Origin of the sequence: Novosphingobium piscinae (genome assembly GCF_014230355.1) — a bacterium.
Classification (GTDB): Bacteria; Pseudomonadota; Alphaproteobacteria; order Sphingomonadales; family Sphingomonadaceae; genus Novosphingobium; species Novosphingobium piscinae.
Window position 1 is genome coordinate 19,389 of record NZ_JACLAX010000013.1, and the last position, 18,194, is coordinate 37,582.

20 protein-coding genes and 1 tRNA gene are annotated in these 18,194 nt (G+C 70.5%); 8 read left to right on the top strand and 13 right to left on the bottom strand.

All coding sequences use genetic code 11. The annotated features are described in order from the left end of the window. Positions 1–40 precede the first annotated feature (40 nt). From H7F53_RS12685 to H7F53_RS12715, 7 genes are all read right to left on the bottom strand, one after another. On the bottom strand, positions 41–808 hold the full coding sequence (locus tag H7F53_RS12685) for a DsbA family protein (RefSeq protein WP_185679870.1): 768 nt from the start codon (positions 806–808) through the stop codon (positions 41–43). Between the two features lie 46 nt (positions 809–854). Next, positions 855–2,186 carry a M48 family metalloprotease gene (locus H7F53_RS12690; protein ID WP_185679871.1) on the bottom strand — a complete coding sequence of 444 codons (1,332 nt, stop codon included), beginning with the start codon at positions 2,184–2,186 and terminating at the stop codon, positions 855–857. A gap of 235 nt (positions 2,187–2,421) precedes the next feature. Next, entirely contained in the window at positions 2,422–3,741 is a 1,320-nt protein-coding gene (locus H7F53_RS12695; protein ID WP_246438883.1) for a PAS domain-containing protein, read from the bottom strand. Positions 3,742–3,875: 134 nt separating this feature from the next. Further along, positions 3,876–5,150: an MFS transporter gene (locus H7F53_RS12700; RefSeq protein WP_185679873.1), complete on the bottom strand. Its 1,275-nt coding sequence runs from the start codon at positions 5,148–5,150 to the stop codon at positions 3,876–3,878. A 63-nt stretch (positions 5,151–5,213) separates the two neighbouring features. Next, positions 5,214–5,666: a DUF2141 domain-containing protein gene (locus H7F53_RS12705; RefSeq protein WP_343062056.1), complete on the bottom strand. Its 453-nt coding sequence runs from the start codon at positions 5,664–5,666 to the stop codon at positions 5,214–5,216. Next, positions 5,633–6,355, bottom strand: a complete 723-nt coding sequence (locus tag H7F53_RS12710) for a sterol desaturase family protein (protein WP_379542826.1) — start codon at positions 6,353–6,355, stop codon at positions 5,633–5,635. The genes H7F53_RS12705 and H7F53_RS12710 overlap by 34 nt, the downstream gene beginning before the upstream one ends. Positions 6,356–6,431: 76 nt before the next feature. Beyond that, positions 6,432–7,829, bottom strand: a complete 1,398-nt coding sequence (locus H7F53_RS12715) for a DEAD/DEAH box helicase (protein WP_185679876.1) — start codon at positions 7,827–7,829, stop codon at positions 6,432–6,434. 294 nt (positions 7,830–8,123) lie between these two features. Here H7F53_RS12715 and H7F53_RS12720 point away from each other — a divergent pair, with 294 nt between their 5' ends. Next, entirely contained in the window at positions 8,124–8,285 is a 162-nt protein-coding gene (locus H7F53_RS12720) for a DUF1289 domain-containing protein (RefSeq protein ID WP_185679877.1), read from the top strand. Positions 8,286–8,331: 46 nt separating this feature from the next. On the opposite strand, the gene H7F53_RS12725 is transcribed toward H7F53_RS12720, so the two are convergent. The 3 genes from H7F53_RS12725 to H7F53_RS12735 form a co-directional block, all read right to left on the bottom strand. Next, the gene (locus tag H7F53_RS12725; protein WP_185679878.1) at positions 8,332–8,790 is read right to left on the bottom strand and encodes a GNAT family N-acetyltransferase; all 459 of its coding nucleotides are present in this window, start codon (positions 8,788–8,790) and stop codon (positions 8,332–8,334) included. An 84-nt stretch (positions 8,791–8,874) separates the two neighbouring features. Next, positions 8,875–9,405, bottom strand: coding sequence for an MmcB family DNA repair protein (locus H7F53_RS12730; protein WP_185679879.1), 531 nt, complete (start codon positions 9,403–9,405; stop codon positions 8,875–8,877). Positions 9,406–9,448: 43 nt separating this feature from the next. Then, positions 9,449–9,808, bottom strand: coding sequence for a hypothetical protein (locus H7F53_RS12735; RefSeq protein ID WP_185679880.1), 360 nt, complete (start codon positions 9,806–9,808; stop codon positions 9,449–9,451). A 99-nt stretch (positions 9,809–9,907) separates the two neighbouring features. Between H7F53_RS12735 and H7F53_RS12740 the strand changes: the two genes are divergently transcribed. Next, positions 9,908–9,984 (top strand) — tRNA-Arg (locus H7F53_RS12740). 169 nt (positions 9,985–10,153) lie between these two features. Here the strand turns inward: H7F53_RS12740 and H7F53_RS12745 are convergent. Continuing rightward, positions 10,154–11,371 (bottom strand): PQQ-dependent sugar dehydrogenase, encoded by a 1,218-nt coding sequence (locus H7F53_RS12745; protein ID WP_221773729.1) that lies wholly within the window; start codon positions 11,369–11,371, stop codon positions 10,154–10,156. 348 nt (positions 11,372–11,719) lie between these two features. On the opposite strand from H7F53_RS12745, the gene H7F53_RS12750 reads away from it, so the two are divergent. The 4 genes from H7F53_RS12750 to rpoN all read left to right on the top strand — a co-directional run bounded on the left by H7F53_RS12750 (position 11,720) and on the right by rpoN (position 15,411). After that, on the top strand, positions 11,720–12,406 hold the full coding sequence (locus H7F53_RS12750; protein WP_185679881.1) for an NnrU family protein: 687 nt from the start codon (positions 11,720–11,722) through the stop codon (positions 12,404–12,406). 43 nt (positions 12,407–12,449) lie between these two features. Next, entirely contained in the window at positions 12,450–12,944 is a 495-nt protein-coding gene (locus H7F53_RS12755; RefSeq protein WP_185679882.1) for an asparaginase domain-containing protein, read from the top strand. Positions 12,945–13,043: 99 nt separating this feature from the next. Further along, complete coding sequence (lptB, locus tag H7F53_RS12760) at positions 13,044–13,844, top strand: LPS export ABC transporter ATP-binding protein (protein WP_185679883.1); 801 nt, start codon at positions 13,044–13,046, stop codon at positions 13,842–13,844. Between the two features lie 64 nt (positions 13,845–13,908). After that, on the top strand, positions 13,909–15,411 hold the full coding sequence (gene rpoN, locus H7F53_RS12765) for an RNA polymerase factor sigma-54 (RefSeq protein ID WP_185679884.1): 1,503 nt from the start codon (positions 13,909–13,911) through the stop codon (positions 15,409–15,411). Between the two features lie 30 nt (positions 15,412–15,441). On the opposite strand, the gene H7F53_RS12770 is transcribed toward rpoN, so the two are convergent. Both H7F53_RS12770 and H7F53_RS12775 read right to left on the bottom strand, forming a co-directional pair. Then, a complete protein-coding gene (locus H7F53_RS12770) occupies positions 15,442–16,269 on the bottom strand; it encodes an AIM24 family protein (protein WP_185679885.1) in 828 nt (275 codons plus the stop codon). 66 nt (positions 16,270–16,335) lie between these two features. Then, positions 16,336–16,944 carry an HNH endonuclease gene (locus H7F53_RS12775; RefSeq protein ID WP_185679936.1) on the bottom strand — a complete coding sequence of 203 codons (609 nt, stop codon included), beginning with the start codon at positions 16,942–16,944 and terminating at the stop codon, positions 16,336–16,338. A 152-nt stretch (positions 16,945–17,096) separates the two neighbouring features. Here H7F53_RS12775 and gluQRS point away from each other — a divergent pair, with 152 nt between their 5' ends. Beyond that, positions 17,097–17,948: a tRNA glutamyl-Q(34) synthetase GluQRS gene (gene gluQRS / locus H7F53_RS12780; RefSeq protein ID WP_185679886.1), complete on the top strand. Its 852-nt coding sequence runs from the start codon at positions 17,097–17,099 to the stop codon at positions 17,946–17,948. Continuing rightward, positions 17,945–18,178 carry an HIG1 domain-containing protein gene (locus H7F53_RS12785; protein WP_185679887.1) on the top strand — a complete coding sequence of 78 codons (234 nt, stop codon included), beginning with the start codon at positions 17,945–17,947 and terminating at the stop codon, positions 18,176–18,178. Before gluQRS ends, H7F53_RS12785 begins: the two co-directional genes overlap by 4 nt. Positions 18,179–18,194: the final 16 nt, after the last annotated feature.

Genomic DNA, 18,194 nt, shown 5'->3' on the forward strand with positions numbered 1-18,194 from the left:
GGACAACTCAATGCGTTGCGCCGGGGGGCAGGGCGCACGGTCAGCTGCGGGCCTGGGCGATCGCCGCGCCGAGCGCCTCACGGCCGATCGCGCCGCTTTCGGCAAGGTCACCGATCACCCAGCTCGGCGTGCCGCTGAAGCCGAGCTGGCGGGCCAGTTCGAGGTTGCGGTCGAGTTCGGCCTGGGTCTCGGGTGCGGCGATGGTCTGGCGCGCGCGCGCGGGATCGATCCCGGCGGCCCGGGCGGCGGCGGCGATCGTTTGCGCGGTGGGTCGCCCGGCGGCGAACATCGCCTTGTGGAAGGCGGCATAGCGCCCCTGGGCCGCGGCGGCGAGCGCCATGCGCGCGGCATCGGCGCTCTCGGGCGTGAGGATCGGCATCTCGCGCACCACCACCTTGAGGTCGGGATTGGCCGCGATCAGCGCTTCGACATCGGCCACGCTGCCACGGCAGTAGCCGCAGGCATAGTCGGTGAACTCGACCATCACCACCTTGCCGGCCGGATTGCCGAGGACGGCCCCGGGATGAGCGCGCTCCACCGCACCGCGCACCGCGCCCAGCCGGTCGGCCGTGGCGCGGCGCTCGAGCGCCTCCATCGCCTTGGGCAGGACCTCGGGATGGGCCATCAGGTAATCGTGGACGACCTGCTCGATCGCCGCGCGGTCGGCCGTGGCGAGCCTGGCGGCGGGATCGGCGCGCAGCCGGCGGGCCTCCCAGTACCAGCCGCCCAGCGCACCGAGGGCAGCGCAGGCCAGCGCGATGAGCAGGATGGGGGCGGCGGCACGCAAGCGGGTGGCGGGATCGCTCATCGCCCGGGGCCTAACGCAGACCGCCCGCACATGCCACCCCTCCCGTTCAACGGCGACGGCGCGCCTGCTCCAGCGCCGCGCGCGACTGCAAGGCGATGTCCTGCGCGCGCAGCCAGTCGGGGGTGCCACGGGTCAGGCCATCGCTGGCGGCCTCGGCGCTGCTCAGCGCCTGGGGCCAGGCCCCGCGCATCGCCTGCATCTCGGCACTGGCGAGGCGCGCCCGCGGCAGATCGCCGGTCTGGCTGTAGATCTGCCCAAGCTGATACCAGGCATCGGGGTTCTCGCGATCGCGCGCCACCGCCGCGCGCAGCACCCGCGCAGCTTCGGCGAGGTGGGCGGCATCCTCGGTGGCGACCAGGGCATGGCCGAAGGTGGTGGCGATCAGCGGCTGGTTGCCGGTCAGGTCGGTGGCACGGCGCAGCGGCCCCAGCGCCTCGGCGGGCTTGCCCGCCTCGGTCAGGATCTGGCCCTTGAGCTCGAGGAAATAGGGATCGTTCGGCGCCTCGGCGAGCAGCGCGTCGACCTCGGCGAGCGCCTTGTCGAGATAGGCCTCCTTGTGCCAGGCATAGGCCCGGGCATAGCGCGCCGGGACCGAGGTGTCGCTGGCGGGGTAGGCCGCATGGGTCTGCTGGGGCTCGGACAGGTAGCCGAACAGCTTGGCCTTGGCGCGGCGGAAGCGTGCCTCGAGTTGGGGATCGCTGGGCCGGGTCCAGGCCGGGTCCTTCTGGTAGACCTCGAGCAGGGTGGCGATACGGTCGCCCTCGAGCGGGTGGGTAGACATGAACGGGTCCATGTCGGCCTGGCTGTAGCCGCGCCGGTAGCCCTCCTGCTCAAGCTTCTTGAAGAATTCGAGCGAACCGCGCCCGCTGATCCCGGCGGCCGAAAGATAGGCCGCGCCGGCGGCATCGGCCTGCGATTCCTGCGCCCGACTGAACGCCAGGTACTTGCCCATGGCCGCACTCTGCCCGGCCATCACCGCAGCCATCGCCGCCTCGCCGCCGCCGGCCACCGCCGCCGCGGCGCCCAGCAGCAGCGACAGGATGCTGATGTTTCCCGCGGCCTTGGCACCCTGCTCGCCGGTGATCGCATGGCCGCCGGTGATGTGGCCAAGTTCGTGCGCGATCACCCCCTGGACCTGATTGGCGGTGTCGGCCGTGTTGATCAGCCCGGCGTTGAGATAGACCACCTGCCCGTTCATGACGAAGGCGTTGATCGACATGTCGCCGACCAGCACCACATCGACATTGCGGGGATCGAGCCCGGCCGCCTTGACCAGCGGGGCGCTCATGTCGCGCAGCAGGGTCTCGGTTTCGGCATCGCGCAGGATCGACTGGGCCCGGGCCTGCTGCCAGGGCAGCAGCAGCGCCAGCAGGACCATCGTCCAGCACCGCAGGCGATCTCGGAGCGGGCCACCATATGGCCGGTTGCGCGCCGACGACGACGATTCGCGGAGGCGGGCCGGGACAGACATTGTCGCCGGACTTTGCGGGCAACGGCTGAACCGGGGATGAAAGCGGGCCATGACGGCCAGTCCTATCCGGCTTGCGAGCCCGGCGCCACTGCTTCGACGGGCAGGCCGGGTGGGTCAGCCTGGCAGGCAGGCGACGAGGCGGTCAGCCGAGCAGCTGGCGCGCCGCACGCTCGAGCAGGACGGCATCGTCCGCCACCTCGCCCAGCAGCACCACGCCCTCGGCGGTGCGGCGCGCGAGGACAAGGGTAAACTCGTCGCCATCCGCCGGCAGCGCGGTCAGGGGGCGGGTCGGCAGATCGCGCAGCCGTGCGGCCAGCGCCGCGCGGGCAGGTTGCGTCCGACCGGGCTTGCCGCTCTGCGTGCGGCGGAACTCGCGTTCGGCCTGGAGCACGCCCTTGAGGCCCCCCGGGACGGCAGCGAGATGGGCGGCCAGCTGGCCGGCGGGCAGGCCGGTGCGCTGGGCATAGCCGATCACGGTGGCATACTCGGTCAGGCGGGTCTTGTCGTAGGTCGCGCCGAAGACGAGCTTGACCACCGGCAGCAGCGGCGCGCGCGCCTGCATGGTGAGGCCGGCGTCGGCGACCAGCTCGGCGAATTCGTCCGGTCGATCCAGCGCGGCCAGGGCAAAGTCGTGCGCCCGGCCGATCGCGGCATAGAGCGCATGCCGGCTGCGATCCTCCGAACCCTGGGCCGCCTTGGCAAGGTCGCGTGCGGCGGCGAGCAGGTCGGCGAGGCCGAGCAGGCCATCGTCGGTCTCGGCCGGATCGGCCAGCACGGTCAGTTCCAGTGGCTCCTCTTGGTCCAGCGGCTCGGCTGGGCCATCGGCCCAGGCGGCCAGGCCAGTGGCATCGTGGGCAGGGCCAGGGGTGCTGCGCGAATCGATCCGCAGCGCCTGGTCGATGGCCAGCATCAGCTCGTCGGTGGTCTGCTGGTCGGCGAGTTCCTTCCAGTTGATCACACCATAGATCAGGTCGACCCGATCGGCCGCAAGGCTGGCCGAGAAGGGCAGGAGAATGCCGCGGTAAAGCAGGGTGCGGCCGCGCTGGTTAACGAATTCGGCCTCGAACCCGATCGGCGCGGCATTGGCGATGATCTGCAGGTAATGATCGGTGATGCGGGAGGCGAGCGAACGCCCTGGCACGTCGGACAGGCGGCCGACGTTGTGCGGATCGCAGCCGGATTCCTCGGCCAACGCGCTGCCAAGGTAGCGGATCACCGGATCCTCGATCCCACCCGACACGTCAATCAGCACCGAATGGGGATCGAAGTCAGGAAGGCTGCCGGTTTCGAGATCGGCAATCAGCGGGAAATTGCGATCGCCGAGCAGGCTGGCCCAGTGGTTGTAGGCGCGCACCTGCATGCGGCGATCGTCCTGTCCGATCACCGGCGGCAAGGTTTCGTGGCCGATGTCGTCCTCCCGAGGATCGTAGAACTCGGTCTCCAGGTGGTCCGGGTCGGACATCCCGCCCCACGGCCCGCGCAACGTATCCATCCGAACAGTCCCCTGCTGCATCTGGCGGGGAGATTGCCCAAGCATGGTGGACAAATGGTTAAGTTGCGCCGAAACCCGCGCAACTTCGCGCGCGACCAGGGAGGTCAGCGCGCCAGGACCACCCCTTCGCCGGGGCGTGGCAAGGGCGCGACCAGCCCGAGCAGCACAGTCGCTGCCAGCAGGAAGGCAGCGGCGAGGCCAAGCGCGACCGCGCTCGACGTGAGGTCGGCAAGCCAGCCCCACAGCCCGGCGCCGATCGCCATGCCGCCGAAGCTGACCGACTGGTAGATCGCCATGCACCGCCCTAGAATGGCCTCGGGCGACCGCAGCTGCATGGCGACGTTGATCGTGGTGAAGCAGAACGTGAAGGCCACCCCGCCGAGCACGATGAACGGGAACAGCACGGCGGCCTGGGCGATCAGGGCCAGCGCCAGCATGCTGGCAGCGTAGATCACCGCGCCGACCCGCACCACCGCCTCGGCCCCGATCGACCGCCGCAGGCGGGTGACCACCAGCGCACCGAGGATCGACCCCAGCCCGAAGGCCGCGAGCAGCAGCCCGAACAGGGTCTCGTCGGCCGCGAGATTGTCGCGGATCACCGCCGGCAGAAGCGATTGCAGCGCTGATCCCCCGATCCCCACGCAAAGCCCGCGCAGCAGGATGCGGCGGACCGGCCCCGAACCGGCGCAAAAGGCCAGGCCGACGCGGATCGAAGGCAAAATCGCGCGGCGCGCAGGCGCCGGCAGGCCGGGGCGCCAACGCAGCAACACGAAGATGAGCGCGAGGTAGCTGACCGCGTTGAGCCCGAAGGCAGCGGTTACCCCGATCGTCGCCACCAGCACCCCGCCCAGCGCCGGGCCGATGCTTCGCGCAAGGTTGAGCGCCACGGTGTTGAGGGCGATCGCCTGCGGCAGGTCGCGCGGGCCAACCTGCGCACGGACCGAGGCCTGCCAGGCCGGGGCGTTGAGCGCCGTACCCGTGCCCACCGCGAGAGTGAAGGCGATCAGGCCGTAGGGGCCGAGCAGCCCGGTCGCGCTGAACGCGGCCAAGGCGGCCGAGCACAGCAGCATGGCGCTCTGCGCGGCGAGCATCACCCGGCGTCGGTCGTAGTTGTCCGCGATGGCTCCGGCAAAGACGCCGACCAAGAGGATCGGCGCGGTGGCCGAGGCCTGGATCGCGGCGATCAGCGTGTGCGAGCGGGTCAGTTCGGTCATCAGCCAGGCTGCCGCGATCGACTGGATCATCGAGCCGAGCTGCGACAGCAGGTTGGCGGTCCAGATCGCGCGGAAGGCAGGATAGCGCAGGGGGGCGAAGGTCCCGACCGGCGTGGGCGCGGCGAAAGCGGCTGCCGGTTCGGTTCGGTCGCGCAGATCGGCCATGGCTGTTCCGTGGCCCCCGCAAACCGCGCGGTCAAGCGGTCCACCCGCCTGCACCGCGCCGGATCAGAAGATGTAGCGCACCCGTACGGTCTGGCGCACCGGCCCGTCGGTCACGGCGAAGGCAGCGGCGGAGAACCGCGGCGGACCGAAGCGCACCTTGGCATCGCGCGAGAAGCCGAAGCCCTCGCGCGGGACCATCAGCGCCGTGTCGATCCGGCCGTTGGCGTTCTCGTCGTGGATCAGCGCGAAGGCATAGGTGCCCGGCGGAACCTTGCCGAAATCCAGCAGCACCTGGCCCGGTGCGGCTGGCACCTCAAGCTTGTGAGCCTGGGGATCGTCCTTGCAGTTCGGAAACAGCGCGACATTGGTGGTCAGGCAGGCCCGCACCAGTCCGCGCCCGTTGCGCAAACCGCTGACCATCACGCTGACGTCCTGCCCGGCCGGGGCCACGCCGCCGAGCACGACCCCCGCCGCGCCGAGGCTCAGGGCTGCGACAGGCCGCGATCGGTCCCGCACAGTCGATCCCAGACGCGAAAGTAGAGGCCGTAATTGCATGAATAGAGCTCATGATGGCGATGGTGGTGGCTGGCGGTTATCAGCCAACCTCCCAACCGGGAATGAACGAGCCCATGCGGAAACAGCTCCCATCCCATGTGATTGGTCACGCCCATCACCGTCATGATGGTGAGCACCACCCCCAGGACGGCGACGTGGACCGGGATCAACAACACCAGCACGGGGATCACCACCGCCCCGGTCAGCGCCTCGATCGGGTGGAAGCTCATCGCCGCCCAGGCGGTCGGAGGCCGGCTGGCATGGTGCACGGCATGGGCCAGACGGAACCAGCGCGGACGGTGCATCAGGCGATGGGTCCAGTAGAACCAGGTATCGTGCGCAAAGAGGTACAGCAGCAACGACACCGGCAGGTACCACAGGGGCCAGGCATCCCATTCGGCATAGATCCGGGTCCAGCCATAGGTCTGCCACCCCCAGGCGACCAGCCCGGCAGGAATCCCGTAGATCACCGCAGAGAGCAGCGACCAGCCGATTTCGCCGCGGATCTGGCGGCCCAGGCCGCCATAGAGCCCGGGGCGGACCCGCGCCGTCGCCAGCGCGAAACCGCCGCTGGCGAGCAGGTAGCGCAGCGCCACGATGGCGGTCATCGCCAGGGCCGCGCCGCCGGCGGCCGCGGCGGTGGTGAGCATCATGGTCGCTTCCATCGTCGCCGCCATGCCCGAATCCGCCGCAAAAGGCCATCCCGTTGCCCGAGGGTCCAGCGGGTCAGTTCACGCGCCGGACCTTGCCCGCATGCTGGCCGACCGACTTGGGCCCGCGCGGACGGAACCGGCGCTTGGGTTGGCCGTCACCCTCGGCGCGGAGCGGACGCGGCTCGCCGCGTGCCTCGCCGCGCGGCTGGGCCTGACCCCGGCCGCCATCGCGCCGCGGCGGCCCGCGCCGCTCGCCGCGACCACCGCCGTGGCCCTGGGCCTCGGGCTCGGCGCGGATCGGCGTGGGCAGACTGGCAGCCTGCTTGAGAAAATCCTCGGGGAGGGGCTGCGGGGTGAGCTTCACCCCGGTCAGCTTCTCGATGTCGCGCAGGTAGGGACGCTCGTCGGGGGCAACGAAGCTCAGCGCAATCCCGTCGGCGCCGGCCCGCGCCGTGCGGCCGATGCGGTGCACATACTGCTCGGGCACGTTGGGGATCTCGAAGTTGAACACGTGGCTGACGCCGGTCACGTCGATCCCGCGCGCGGCGATGTCGGTGGCGACCAGGATCGGGGTCGAGCCCTGGCGGAAGCCCTCGAGCGCGCGGGTACGCTGCGCCTGCGACTTGTTGCCGTGGATCGCCGCGGCATTGACGCCGGCGCCGGCGAGATGGCGCACAACGCGGTCCGCGCCGTGCTTGGTGCGGGTGAAGACCAGCGCCCGGTCGATCGACTTGTCGGCCAGACCCCGGCGCAGCGTCAGCGTGAGCAACGCCTGCTTCTCGGCCTGGTTGAGGAAGGTCGCGTACTGCTCGACCCGCTCGGCGGTGGTCGACTGCGGCGCCACCTCGACCCGCACCGGATTGTTGATGAAGCGCTTGCCGAGCTCGGCGATCGACTGCGGCATGGTGGCCGAGAAGAACAGGCTCTGGCGGTCCTTGGGCAGCAGCGCGGCGACGCGGGTGAGCGGCTGGATGAAGCCGAGATCCATCATCTGATCGGCCTCGTCGAGCACGAAGATCTCGACATTGCGCAGGGTCAGCGCGCGCTGGTCGATCAGATCGAGCAGACGCCCCGGGGTGGCGACGAGAATATCGGTGCCGGCCACCAGAGCCCGGGCCTGCTTGCCCACCGGCACACCGCCGAACACGCATTGCACGCCGAGCCGGAGGTACTTGGCATAGCCACGGATGTTCTCGGCGATCTGCGCCGCCAGCTCACGGGTGGGCGACAACACCAGCATCCGGCACGAGGCCGGCTTGGTCGGCTTCAGATCGCCCGCCAGGCGGTGCAACGAGGGCAGCGAGAAGGCCGCGGTCTTGCCGGTGCCGGTCTGGGCGATGCCGAGCAGGTCACGCCCTTCGAGCAGGGCCGGGATCGCCTTCCGCTGGATCGGGGTCGGATCGGCATAGCCCTTCGCGTCAAGCGCGCGCAGGATCGGTTCGGCCAGGCCGAGGTCGGAAAAATAGGACATGGAATCAGTATGCTTTCGTTGGCGCACGCCAAGCGGGCGCGCGCGACAAGGGTTCGCGTCGGGCGACCCCTGCGTGAGTGGGAAGCTTGGTGGGCGTGGCCGTGCATCGCCGCGGAACACGCCTTGCGCTAGGTGCAGGCGGATCTCACGCTGGCGGTCGATTGCGCGGATGCCGCGCCGGCCACGGGCAGGGTCTTACGATCGATTGCGCCAAAACGCAAGGAAATTACGCAAGCTGCCACGCGCGGCCGGCGGGGACTTGCCAAGCGGCGGCCAGCATGGTCCAGCGCGGCCATGGCCGCGCCACCTTCGCCCTGCACCCGGGTCTGCCGGATCGAGTCCCGCACCGGCTGGTGCCTGGGCTGCCGCCGGACCCTCGCCGAGATCGCCGACTGGGCGATGATGACCCCGGCGCAGCAGCGCGCCCTGCTCGCCGACCTGGCACGCCGGCGCTGAGTGACGGGCCCGTGCCGTCACTGGTTCAGCTTAACTGACACCGAGTCTAGTCGAGCGCGAGGTGGAGGAACTGGTTGTAGGGGCTTTCCTGGTAGTCGGCGAAGACCGGTCCGGTGCGGAATCCGTGCCGGCGGTAGAGCGCCAGCGCCGGATCGAATGACGGCGCAGTGCCGGTCTCGAGCATCAGCTGGCGCAGGCCGCGCGCCCGGGCCGTGGCGATGACATGATCCAGCAGCCGCGCCGCCACGCCCTGGCGCAGATGGGCGGGATGGGTGCGCATCGACTTGATCTCGCCGCTGGTCGCATCGAACTGCTTGAGCGCCGCAATCCCCAGCGCCCGGCCGTCGCGCCAGGCGGTCCATACCGTGATTCCGGGCTGCCGCAGCCCGCCCAGATCGAGCACATAGGCATGTTCGGCCGGGGTCCCGCCCAGCATGCCCTCGCGATGGAGGCGCAGCAGCTCGAGGGTCTGCGGATCGGTCAGGTCGTCTTCGCGGATATCCATGGCGGGGCGGTCCGTGGTGGCGGCTCCGTCCGATGTGCCCGCCCTGCTGCGGCCGGGCAAGGCCCGTCGGGGCAATCGGCCGGGCTAGAGCCCGGCGACGAACCCGGCGCAGTGCGGATCGGCCGCGACCACCTGGCGGCGCAGCGCGGCGCGGGCCAGCCGCTCAACCTCGGCCTTGCGCCGGGCCGCCGCCAGCGGGCGCATCGGCGCCGGCCGCAGGATCTCGGCGTCGTAGCCATCGGCCACGATCAGCCCGCACTCTGTGGGACGGAAGGCCGGCCCTTCCATGCAGGCGCGGTCGAGCGCGGGATGGAGCGCCCAGAAGAAGCGGTCGCAGTGGTCGAGATAGTCGGTCCACTTGCCGTCGCCCAACAGATCGGCCCGGCTCACCTTGATCTCGACGATGATCACCTGGCCCTTGGCATCGATCCCCATCAGATCGGCGCGTCGGCCCGAGCGCAGGGGCATCTCGGCAAGGCACCAGATATCGTTGCGCGCGAACAGCCGGCAGACCCCGCGTGCGACCGCGGCCGCGCTCCGCGCCGCGGTATCCAGACCGCAGGGGACCGCGGCGGCAGGGTCGGGAAAAGAGGACGGGGCGAGCGACGAATCCATCGCCGTACACTAGAACATAATGCGAACTTTGCAAGGCACCGCGCTAGTGCGGCGGGACGAGCGCGAGCAAGGCCGCCCGCGCCGCGAGGAACTCCTGCCACAGCGCCTGTGCTGCGGGGCGCACCTCAGCGCCGCGCGCCCGGGCCACCAGCAGGGCACGAATCCCACCCTCGAGGATCGCGGCGGTATCGGCCAGTCCGCGCCCGATCAGCGCCAGCCGCCAGCCGTTGGCCAGGCCGAGTGATTCGGTGCCGTCATCCGCTTGCGGCGCGGCCGCAGCCGCCGGTTCGCCGGCGAGATTCGCCACAAGCCCAGCCGCCTCGTGCAGCGCGCGCCACTGCACCAGCAGCGCCTCGGCGCGCGGGCTGGCCGAAGGGGTGGGCGGAACGGCGAGCGTGGTCATGCGGACCAAGCTAGTCGCGAGCCCTTGCGAAATGGCTAAACCTGGTCTGCGAATTCACGCTGGCGCGCCCGTCCTGCCTCTGCTAGTCGCGCCGCTCACGCACCCGTAGCTCAGCTGGATAGAGCGCTGCCCTCCGAAGGCAGAGGTCACAGGTTCGAATCCTGTCGGGTGCGCCAGCACAAGCTTTGCGGCGGGCGCCCATCGGGCTCGCTGGTGGAACCGCTCAGTCGGCAGCGTGCCAGCACCATGCGCTTGGCCGGCTCTGGCCATTCGGCCGCCACCGCGGCGTGAAGCGATTCGGTTCCGCGCCGCGTTCGGATCGGCACCGGCGCCGCAGCGCCGCCCTCACTTGGGGACCAGGCGATAGAGTCCGCCGGGATCGGCATCGGCGATGGCCCAGAGCGCGCCATCCGGGGCCTGTGCCACATCGCGGACGCGGAAGCCGAGATCGTAGCGCGCGGCGACGCGCGCGCCGCCCTGGCTATCGAACACGATCCGTTCGATCCCCTTGCTCGCCAGCCCACCGACCAGCGCCTGCCCCCGCCAGTCCGGAAACTGCACGCCGCTGTAGAACATGAGGTTGCCCGGGCCGATCACCGGAGTCCATTGCACCACCGGGGCGGTCAGGTCGGGCCGCGTCGCGGGCCTGGGGATCGGCACGCGATTGTAGTTGTCGCCGAACGAGACCAGCGGCCAGCCGTAGTTGCGCCCGGGCTCGATCAGGTTGAGCTCGTCGCCGCCGCGGGGCCCATGTTCCAGCTCCCACAGCCGCCCGTCGGGGCCAAATGCCAGGCCATAGGGCGTCCTGAACCCGGTCGCCCAGGTTTCGGACGGGGTCTGGTTCGCACCGGGCCAGCTGAATTGCTGGACCACCGGCGCGGTCTTGGCGACCTCCGTATCGCGCGGCGGATCGATCAGCGGCGCGGTCGCCGCGCCGGTCCGGCCCGCCCGCGGGTTGCCCGGCGCGGGTCGTCCGTCCAGCGTTAGCCGCAGGATCTTGCCCTGCGGAAGATCGGGGTCCTGCGCCGGGGTCATGCGCTGGCGATCCCCGACCGTCAGGAACAGGGTCTTGTGGTCGGGCGAGAACGCCAGCGCGCCGCCGAACTGCCCGCCCTTGCCCTTGGGCCATTCGCGCCAGATGACCCTGAGGTCGTTGAGCCGCGATCCATCGGCGGCGAGCCTGGCCAGCGCAAGGGCCAGCCCCGAACCGGTCCCGCCCGGTTCGGCATAGGTCAGGTAAACCCGCCGGTCGCGCGCGAAGGTGGGCGCCACGTAGACCCCAAGCAGGCCACCCTGCCCGGCATAGACCACGGGCGGGATGCCTGCGACAGGCTGCTTCGCACCGCCTTGTGTGACGAGCCAGACCTTGCCGGGCTTTTCGGTCAGGAGCATGCGGCCATCGGGCAGAAAGGCGATGCGCCAGGGATACTGGAAATCGGCGACCTTGGTGACCGCGAACGGCGCAGGGTCGGCTGGCGCATCGTCGCGTGCCTCGGCGCAGCCCGGCAACAGCAGGGCGAGCAGCACTGGCGCCAACAGCGAGCGGCCGACAGCCCGGGTCACGGACACTTTCGCACGAACGGAAACGGACACTTGCGACTCCTTGCAGCCAAATCCCGCGGCGCGGCAGAGTACCGCGAAACAACAGCGGAGTCCCGGACCTTCCGGGCGATAGACGGGCAAAACATGGCCTGGTCCTCAAGGGGGCGACCGTCCGATGCGCTGGATGCCCGCGAGCGGATCGGTCGCCACGGCCCCATCCCTGAACGTCAGCGGTGCGGCGGGCGCTGCCGCTTCCCGAAAGATCACGCGGGGACATTGGCATTGCCGGGCGCAGCGTGGCGCGGCAAGATCCGGATCGGGCGGCGGACCATCGGGCCGGCGCACCGCCCGTTCTCAAGGGACACGGCCATGACGCCTCTGCTCGAACTGATCGTCGCAGCGACCGCCTTTGTCGGCACCCACGTCCTGCTGTCGCATCCGCTGCGCGCGCCGCTGGTCGCGCGGCTGGGCGAAAAGGGGTTTTCGGCAGTCTATGCCGTGATCGCGCTGGCGACCATGGCGTGGATGACGGAAGCCTTCCGCGCGGTGCCGGCCGGCGCGGTTCCGCTATGGGACGGCAGCGGCGCCGCGGTCTGGACGGTGGCCAGCCTGCTCACCCTGCTCGCCGCAGTGCTGCTGATCGGCTCGCTGCGCGGCAATCCCGCCCTGCCCGACCCGCGCGCCGCGCAGCACGCCGCCGCGCCGGTACAGGGGGTGTTCCACGTGACGCGCCACCCGATGATGTGGGGCTTCGGGCTGTGGGCGCTGGCTCATGCCCTTGTGGCCGGAACGCCGCGGGTGCTGGTGCTGACCGCGGCCATCGCCTTGCTGGCGCTGGGCGGCGCGGCCTTGCAGGACGGCAAGAAGGCCGCGCAACTGGGGGCGGACTGGCAGGCCTGGGCGGGGCGCACCAGCTACTGGCCGCGCCCCGCCGGACTGGCCCGCGCCGGGCTCGGCACCTGGCTGGGCGGCACGGTGCTGTGGCTGGTGGCGACCTGGGGCCACATTCCCCTGGCCTATGTGCCGGCCGGGCCCTGGCGCTGGATCGCTGGCTGATCCCCGCTTGCCGCGCCGCCCGGCACCGGGCAAGGAGACCGGCATGAGCACCAGTCCGACCCTCGTCCTCACCACCGGCGGCACGATCGACAAGGCCTATTTCGACGCGCTGAGCGAATACCGCATCGAGGAAAGCGCGGTGCCCGCGCTGCTGGCCCGGGCCCGGGTGACCGCCCCGTTCCGCGTCACCGAACTGATGCGCAAGGACAGCCTCGAACTGACCGATGCCGACCGCGCGCTGATCGTCGCCGCGTTGCGCGAGGCCCCCGAGACGCGGATCGTCGTCACCCACGGGACCGACACGATGACCGAGACCGCTCGCGCCATCGCCGCCGGCGTCGCGGGCAAGACCATAGTGCTGACCGGCGCGCTCGCGCCCGCGCGGTTCGCCGAGAGCGATGCCGCCTTCAACCTCGGCATGGCCTTCGCCGCCGCGCAGGTGGCACCGCCGGGGGTGTGGATCGCGATGAGCGGCCAGGTGTTCGACGGCCTCAAGGTGCGCAAGGACCGCGCCGCCGGGCGCTTCGTCCCCGTCTGAATCGCCGCGCTGGACCCGGCCTCCCGGCACCGGGACGACTTGGCCGGAATCTTGCTTACCCGCTTGAAGTGCCTGGACGCGCGGCCTAAACCGGCAGCGATGAGCGATACCCTGCCCGCTGCCACGGCCGACCGGCCGGCGCCCTCCGCCTCGACCAGCGCGGTCCAGCCGATCCCGCAGGGCGGGCTCGAGGTGGTCTCGATCGCGAAGAGCTACGACAAGCGCGCGGTCCTGACCGACATCTCGCTGTCGGTCGGCAAGGGCGAGGTGCTTGGCCTGCTTGGTCCGAACGGTGCCGGCAAGACCACCTGCTTCTATTCGATCATGGGGCTGGTCCGGCCCGATTCCGGCCGCATCCTGATGGACGGGATCGACGTCACCAACCTGCCGATGTACCGCCGTGCGGTGCTCGGCCTGGGCTACCTGCCCCAGGAGACCTCGATCTTCCGTGGCATGACGGTGGAACAGAACATCGCCTGCGTGCTCGAACTGAACGAGCCCGACGAAGCGGTGCGCGCCAGCGAGCTGGAACGCCTGCTCGACGAATTCGGCCTCACCCGGCTGCGCGGCTCGGCCGCCATGGCGCTGTCGGGCGGCGAGCGGCGGCGCTGCGAGATCGCGCGGGCGCTGGCCGCCAAGCCCTCGATCATGCTGCTCGACGAGCCCTTTGCCGGGATCGATCCGCTGTCGATCAGCGACATCCGCGAGCTGGTCAAGGATCTCAAGCAACGCGGCATCGGCGTGCTGATCACTGACCACAACGTGCGCGAGACGCTCGATATCGTCGATCGGGCCTGCATCATCTACGGCGGCCAGGTGCTGTTTGCGGGCAGCCCCGAGGCGCTTGTCGCCGACGAGAACGTCCGCCGGCTCTACCTGGGCGAGAGCTTCACGCTATGACGGCTTGCTCCGGACCGGGCCGCCCCCCGGTCCCAGTCCGGCCCCGATCGTCCGACAGCTGACCATGGGCCTGGGTCCCCGCCTTGACCTGCGCCAGTCGCAGTCGCTGGTGATGACGCCGCAGCTGCAGCAGGCGATCAAGCTGCTGGCGCTGTCAAACCTCGAGATCGAGACCTTCATCGGCGAGGCGATCGAGGCCAATCCGCTGCTCGAGCTGGGCTCGGCCGCTCCCGAGGCCGTGCCGGTCGAAACCGAGGACCTGCGCCGCACCACGCTTGAATCCTCGCCGGTCGACCAGCTGATCGGCGAGGGCCGGGCAGATGACGACCGGCCACTCGACATCGATCCGGCCGCGCTCGACCGGGATCGCGACACCGGTGACGGCCAGGCCGACTGGCTGGGCGAGGCCCGCGGTCCGGGCTCGGGCGAGGGCCTCGACATTGCCGAGCGCGGCAGCGGCGAGGAGACGCTGGCAGAGCATCTCCATGCCCAGGTCGGCCCGGTGGCGCGCGATCCAGCCCATGCCTTCGTGGCTCATGCGCTGATCGATCAGCTCGACGAGGCGGGTTATCTGACCGTCCCGCTGGCCGAGGTGGCCGGCGATCTCGGCGTGTCGCTGGCCGAGGCCGAGGCCGGGCTGGCGGTGGTCCAGTCGCTCGATCCGACCGGGGTCGGGGCACGCCATCTGGGCGAATGCCTGGCGCTGCAGGCGCGCGAGGCCGACCGCTACGATCCCTGCATGGCCCGGCTGCTCGACAATCTCGAGCTGCTCGGGCGCGGCGAGCTGGCGCGGCTCAAGCGCATGTGCGGGGTGGACGACGAGGATTTCGCCGACATGCTGGCCGAGCTGCGGGGCTACGATCCCAAGCCCGGGCTGCGCTTCGCCAGTGGCGGCGGCGAAACGGTCGTGCCCGACGTGCTGGTGCGGGCCCGGACCGATCCGCAGGGCCGCTTCCAGGGCTGGGACATCGCGCTCAACCAGGCGACCCTGCCGCGGCTGGTGATCAACCGCAGCTACTATGTCGAACTGCGCGGCTCCTGCGGCGACAAGGCCTCGCGCGGGTGGCTGTCCGAGAAGCTGGCCGACGCGAACTGGCTGGTGAAGGCCCTCGACCAGCGCCAGAAGACCATCCTCAAGGTGGCGGCCGAGATCGTCACCCAGCAGGACGGGTTCTTCCGCCACGGCGTGGCGCATCTCAAGCCGCTGACCCTGCGCACCGTGGCCGAGGCAATCGGCATGCACGAATCCACCGTGAGCCGGGTAACCTCGAACAAGTACCTGAACTGCGCGCGCGGTACTTACGAGCTGAAGTACTTCTTCACCTCGGGCGTGGCCTCGGCGGACGGCGAGGGCGCGGTCTCGGCCGAGGCAGTAAAGGCAGCGATCCGCCAGCTGATCGAAGCCGAGGACCCCAAGGCGATCCTGTCGGACGATACCCTGGTCGACCTGCTCAAGGAGAAGGGCTTCGACCTCGCGCGGCGCACTGTCGCCAAGTACCGCGAGGCGATCGGGCTGGGCAGTTCGGTGCAGCGGCGGCGGCAGAAAGCCCTGGCCGGGATGCGCTGAGCCGACCCGGGCCCGGCCGCGCCCGCGACGTCAGTCCCCGTCGATGAGGTTGCCCAGCGCGCCCAGCACGGAGCCTTCGCCGCGGTTCTGGCCGCCCGCGGGCATGGCCGTGGCAATCACGCGGCCGGCCAGGCGGGCGAAGGGCATCGACTGGATCCAGACCTTGCCGGGTCCGCGCAGCCGGGCGAAGAACACGCCCTCGCCGCCGAAGATCATGGTCTTGACGTTGCCGGCCCGGACCACGTCGAACTCCACGCCATAGGTGTAGGCCGCAAGGCAGCCGGTATCGACGTGCAGCTCCTCCCCGGGGCGCAGCTCGCGCTCGATCACGGTCCCGCCCATCTGGACGAAGACCCAGCCATCGCCGTCGAGCCGCTGCATGATGAAGCCCTCGCCGCCGAACAGCCCGGTCATGATCCGTTGCTGGAAGTGGATGCCGAGCTGGACGCCCTTCGCAGCGCACAGGAAGGCATCCTTCTGGCAGATCAACGTGCCGCCGAGCTGGTCGAGCTTGAGCGGCAGGATCGACCCGGGCACCGGCGCGCCGAACGCGACGCGGGCCTTGCCGCCGCCATTGTGGGTGAAGACCGTGGTGAACAGGCTTTCGCCGGTGACGAGCCGTTTGCCCGCGCCGAGCAGCTTGCCCATGAATCCGCCCTCGGCGCCGCGCCCGTCACCGAACACGGTGGTCATGCCGATCGAGGCGTCCTTCCACACCATCGCCCCGGCCTCGGCGACGGCGCTCTCGCCGGGATCGAGCTCGATCTCGACGAACTGCAGCTCCTGGCCCTTGATCTCGAAATCGATGTCGTCGGCGAGGCCGGCGCTGCGGGTGTGGGTCCAGGGGGAAGATGACATGGCAGGCTCCTTGGGCAAGGCATCGACGGGGGTTTGGCCCGCCGGCAGGGCGGGCCGGTGACGGGATCAGGCCTCCAGCTCGACGTCCCAGTAAAGCCAGTCGCGCCAGGTTTCGTGCAGGTAGCCGGGCGGGAAGCCGCGGCCGCGCTCTTGCAGCTGCCAGCTGGTCGGCCGGATCGGTTCGAGCAACAGCGGCATCTGCGCCTGTTTCGGGGTCCGCCCGCCCTTGCGCATGTTGCACGGCGCACAGGCGGTCGCGACGTTTTCCCAGCTGGTCCGTCCACCGAGGCGGCGCGGGATGACGTGGTCGAAGGTGAGGTTGTGCGGGCTGCCGCAGTACTGACAGCTGAAGCGGTCGCGCAGGAACACGTTGAAGCGGGTGAAGGCGGGAAACTCGCTGGGCCGGACAAACTGGCGCAGCGCGATCACCGAGGGGATCTGCATGGTCCAGCTCGGCGAATGGACCTCGCGTTCGTAGGTGGCGACGATGTCCACCCGCTCGAGGAACACCGCCTTGATCGCGGTCTGCCACGGCCACAGGCTGAGCGGATAGTAGGACAGCGGGGTATAGTCGGCGTTGAGCACCAGGGCCGGACAATTGGCAAGGTGCCGGGAGGGATCCTCCTCGGCGCTGCGGAACCGGGCCGCACGTTCGATCAGCTCGCCCTTGAGCATGGCCTCTGATGGCAAGCGGGCGTGACGGTTTCGCGACAGCGCATGGTCCGATCATGCACCTCGCCCGGGCCGGGTCAAGCCCTGTGCCCCCCTGCTGCCGCCCGGCAATCCACAACTCGCGATGGCGCGCGGATCGGGCTAAGGCGAAGCCGATGCTCCGCACCCGCTTCGCCCCGAGCCCGAACGGTCCGCTCCACCTGGGCCATGCCTATGCCGCGGTGGTGGCGCATGATCTGGCGCGCGCGGCGGGCGGCGCCTTCCTGGTACGGATCGAGGACATCGACGGGGCGCGCAGCCTTCCCGCGCTGGCGGCCGAGTTCCTGGCCGACCTCGCCTGGCTGGGGCTGACCTGGGACGAGGCTGTGGTCCACCAGTCGGCCCGGCTGCCACGCTATGCCGCGGCGGCCGAGCACCTGCGCGCGCTGGGCCTGCTTTATCCCTGCACCTGCACCCGGACCGAGGTGCTGGCGGCGAGCCGGGCGACCGGGCCGGACGGGCCGGTCTATCCCGGCACTTGCCGCGGCCGCACCGACCGGCCCGCCGGGGCGGCCTGGCGGCTCGACATGGCGGCGGCGCTGGCGCGGACCGGGCCGCTGAGCTGGGACGATGCCCTGGCCGGGCGGCAGCTTGCAAGGCCGGAGCGGTTCGGCGATGTCGTGCTGGTGCGCAAGGACGCCCCGGCCAGCTATCATTTGGCCGTCACGCTCGACGACGCGGCGCAGGGGATCAGCCTGGTCACGCGCGGCGCCGACCTGTTCGCCGCAACCGACGTGCACCGCCTGCTCCAGGCCCTGCTCGACCTGCCGGTGCCGCGCTGGCACCACCATGGCCTGTTGATCGGAGCCGACGGGCGCAAGCTGGCCAAGCGCCGCGGTGCGCCCGCCTTGGCCGACTTGCGCCGCGCGGCCGGCCCGACCGACGGCCTCGCCCTTGCGAACAGCTTGCGCAAGGGCCAGATCCCTGCTGGTCTAACGCTCGCACCCAGCCTAGAGGACACCCCATGATCTACCTGCTTGTCCCCGTGATCCTCGTCCTCATGGCCATGGTCGTGATCAGCCTGGTCAAGGGCATCGCCGCCTTCCTGCAGAGCACCCGCACCGACCTCGAGCGCGGCGACGCGCCCGGCGCCAGCGAGATGCAGCTGCTCCAGAACAAGATGATGTTCGCCCGCATCAAGTATCAGGCAGCGGCCGTGCTTGTGGTTGGCGTGCTGCTCGCCGTCAGCAAGTCCTGACGCCGCGGCGGATCCT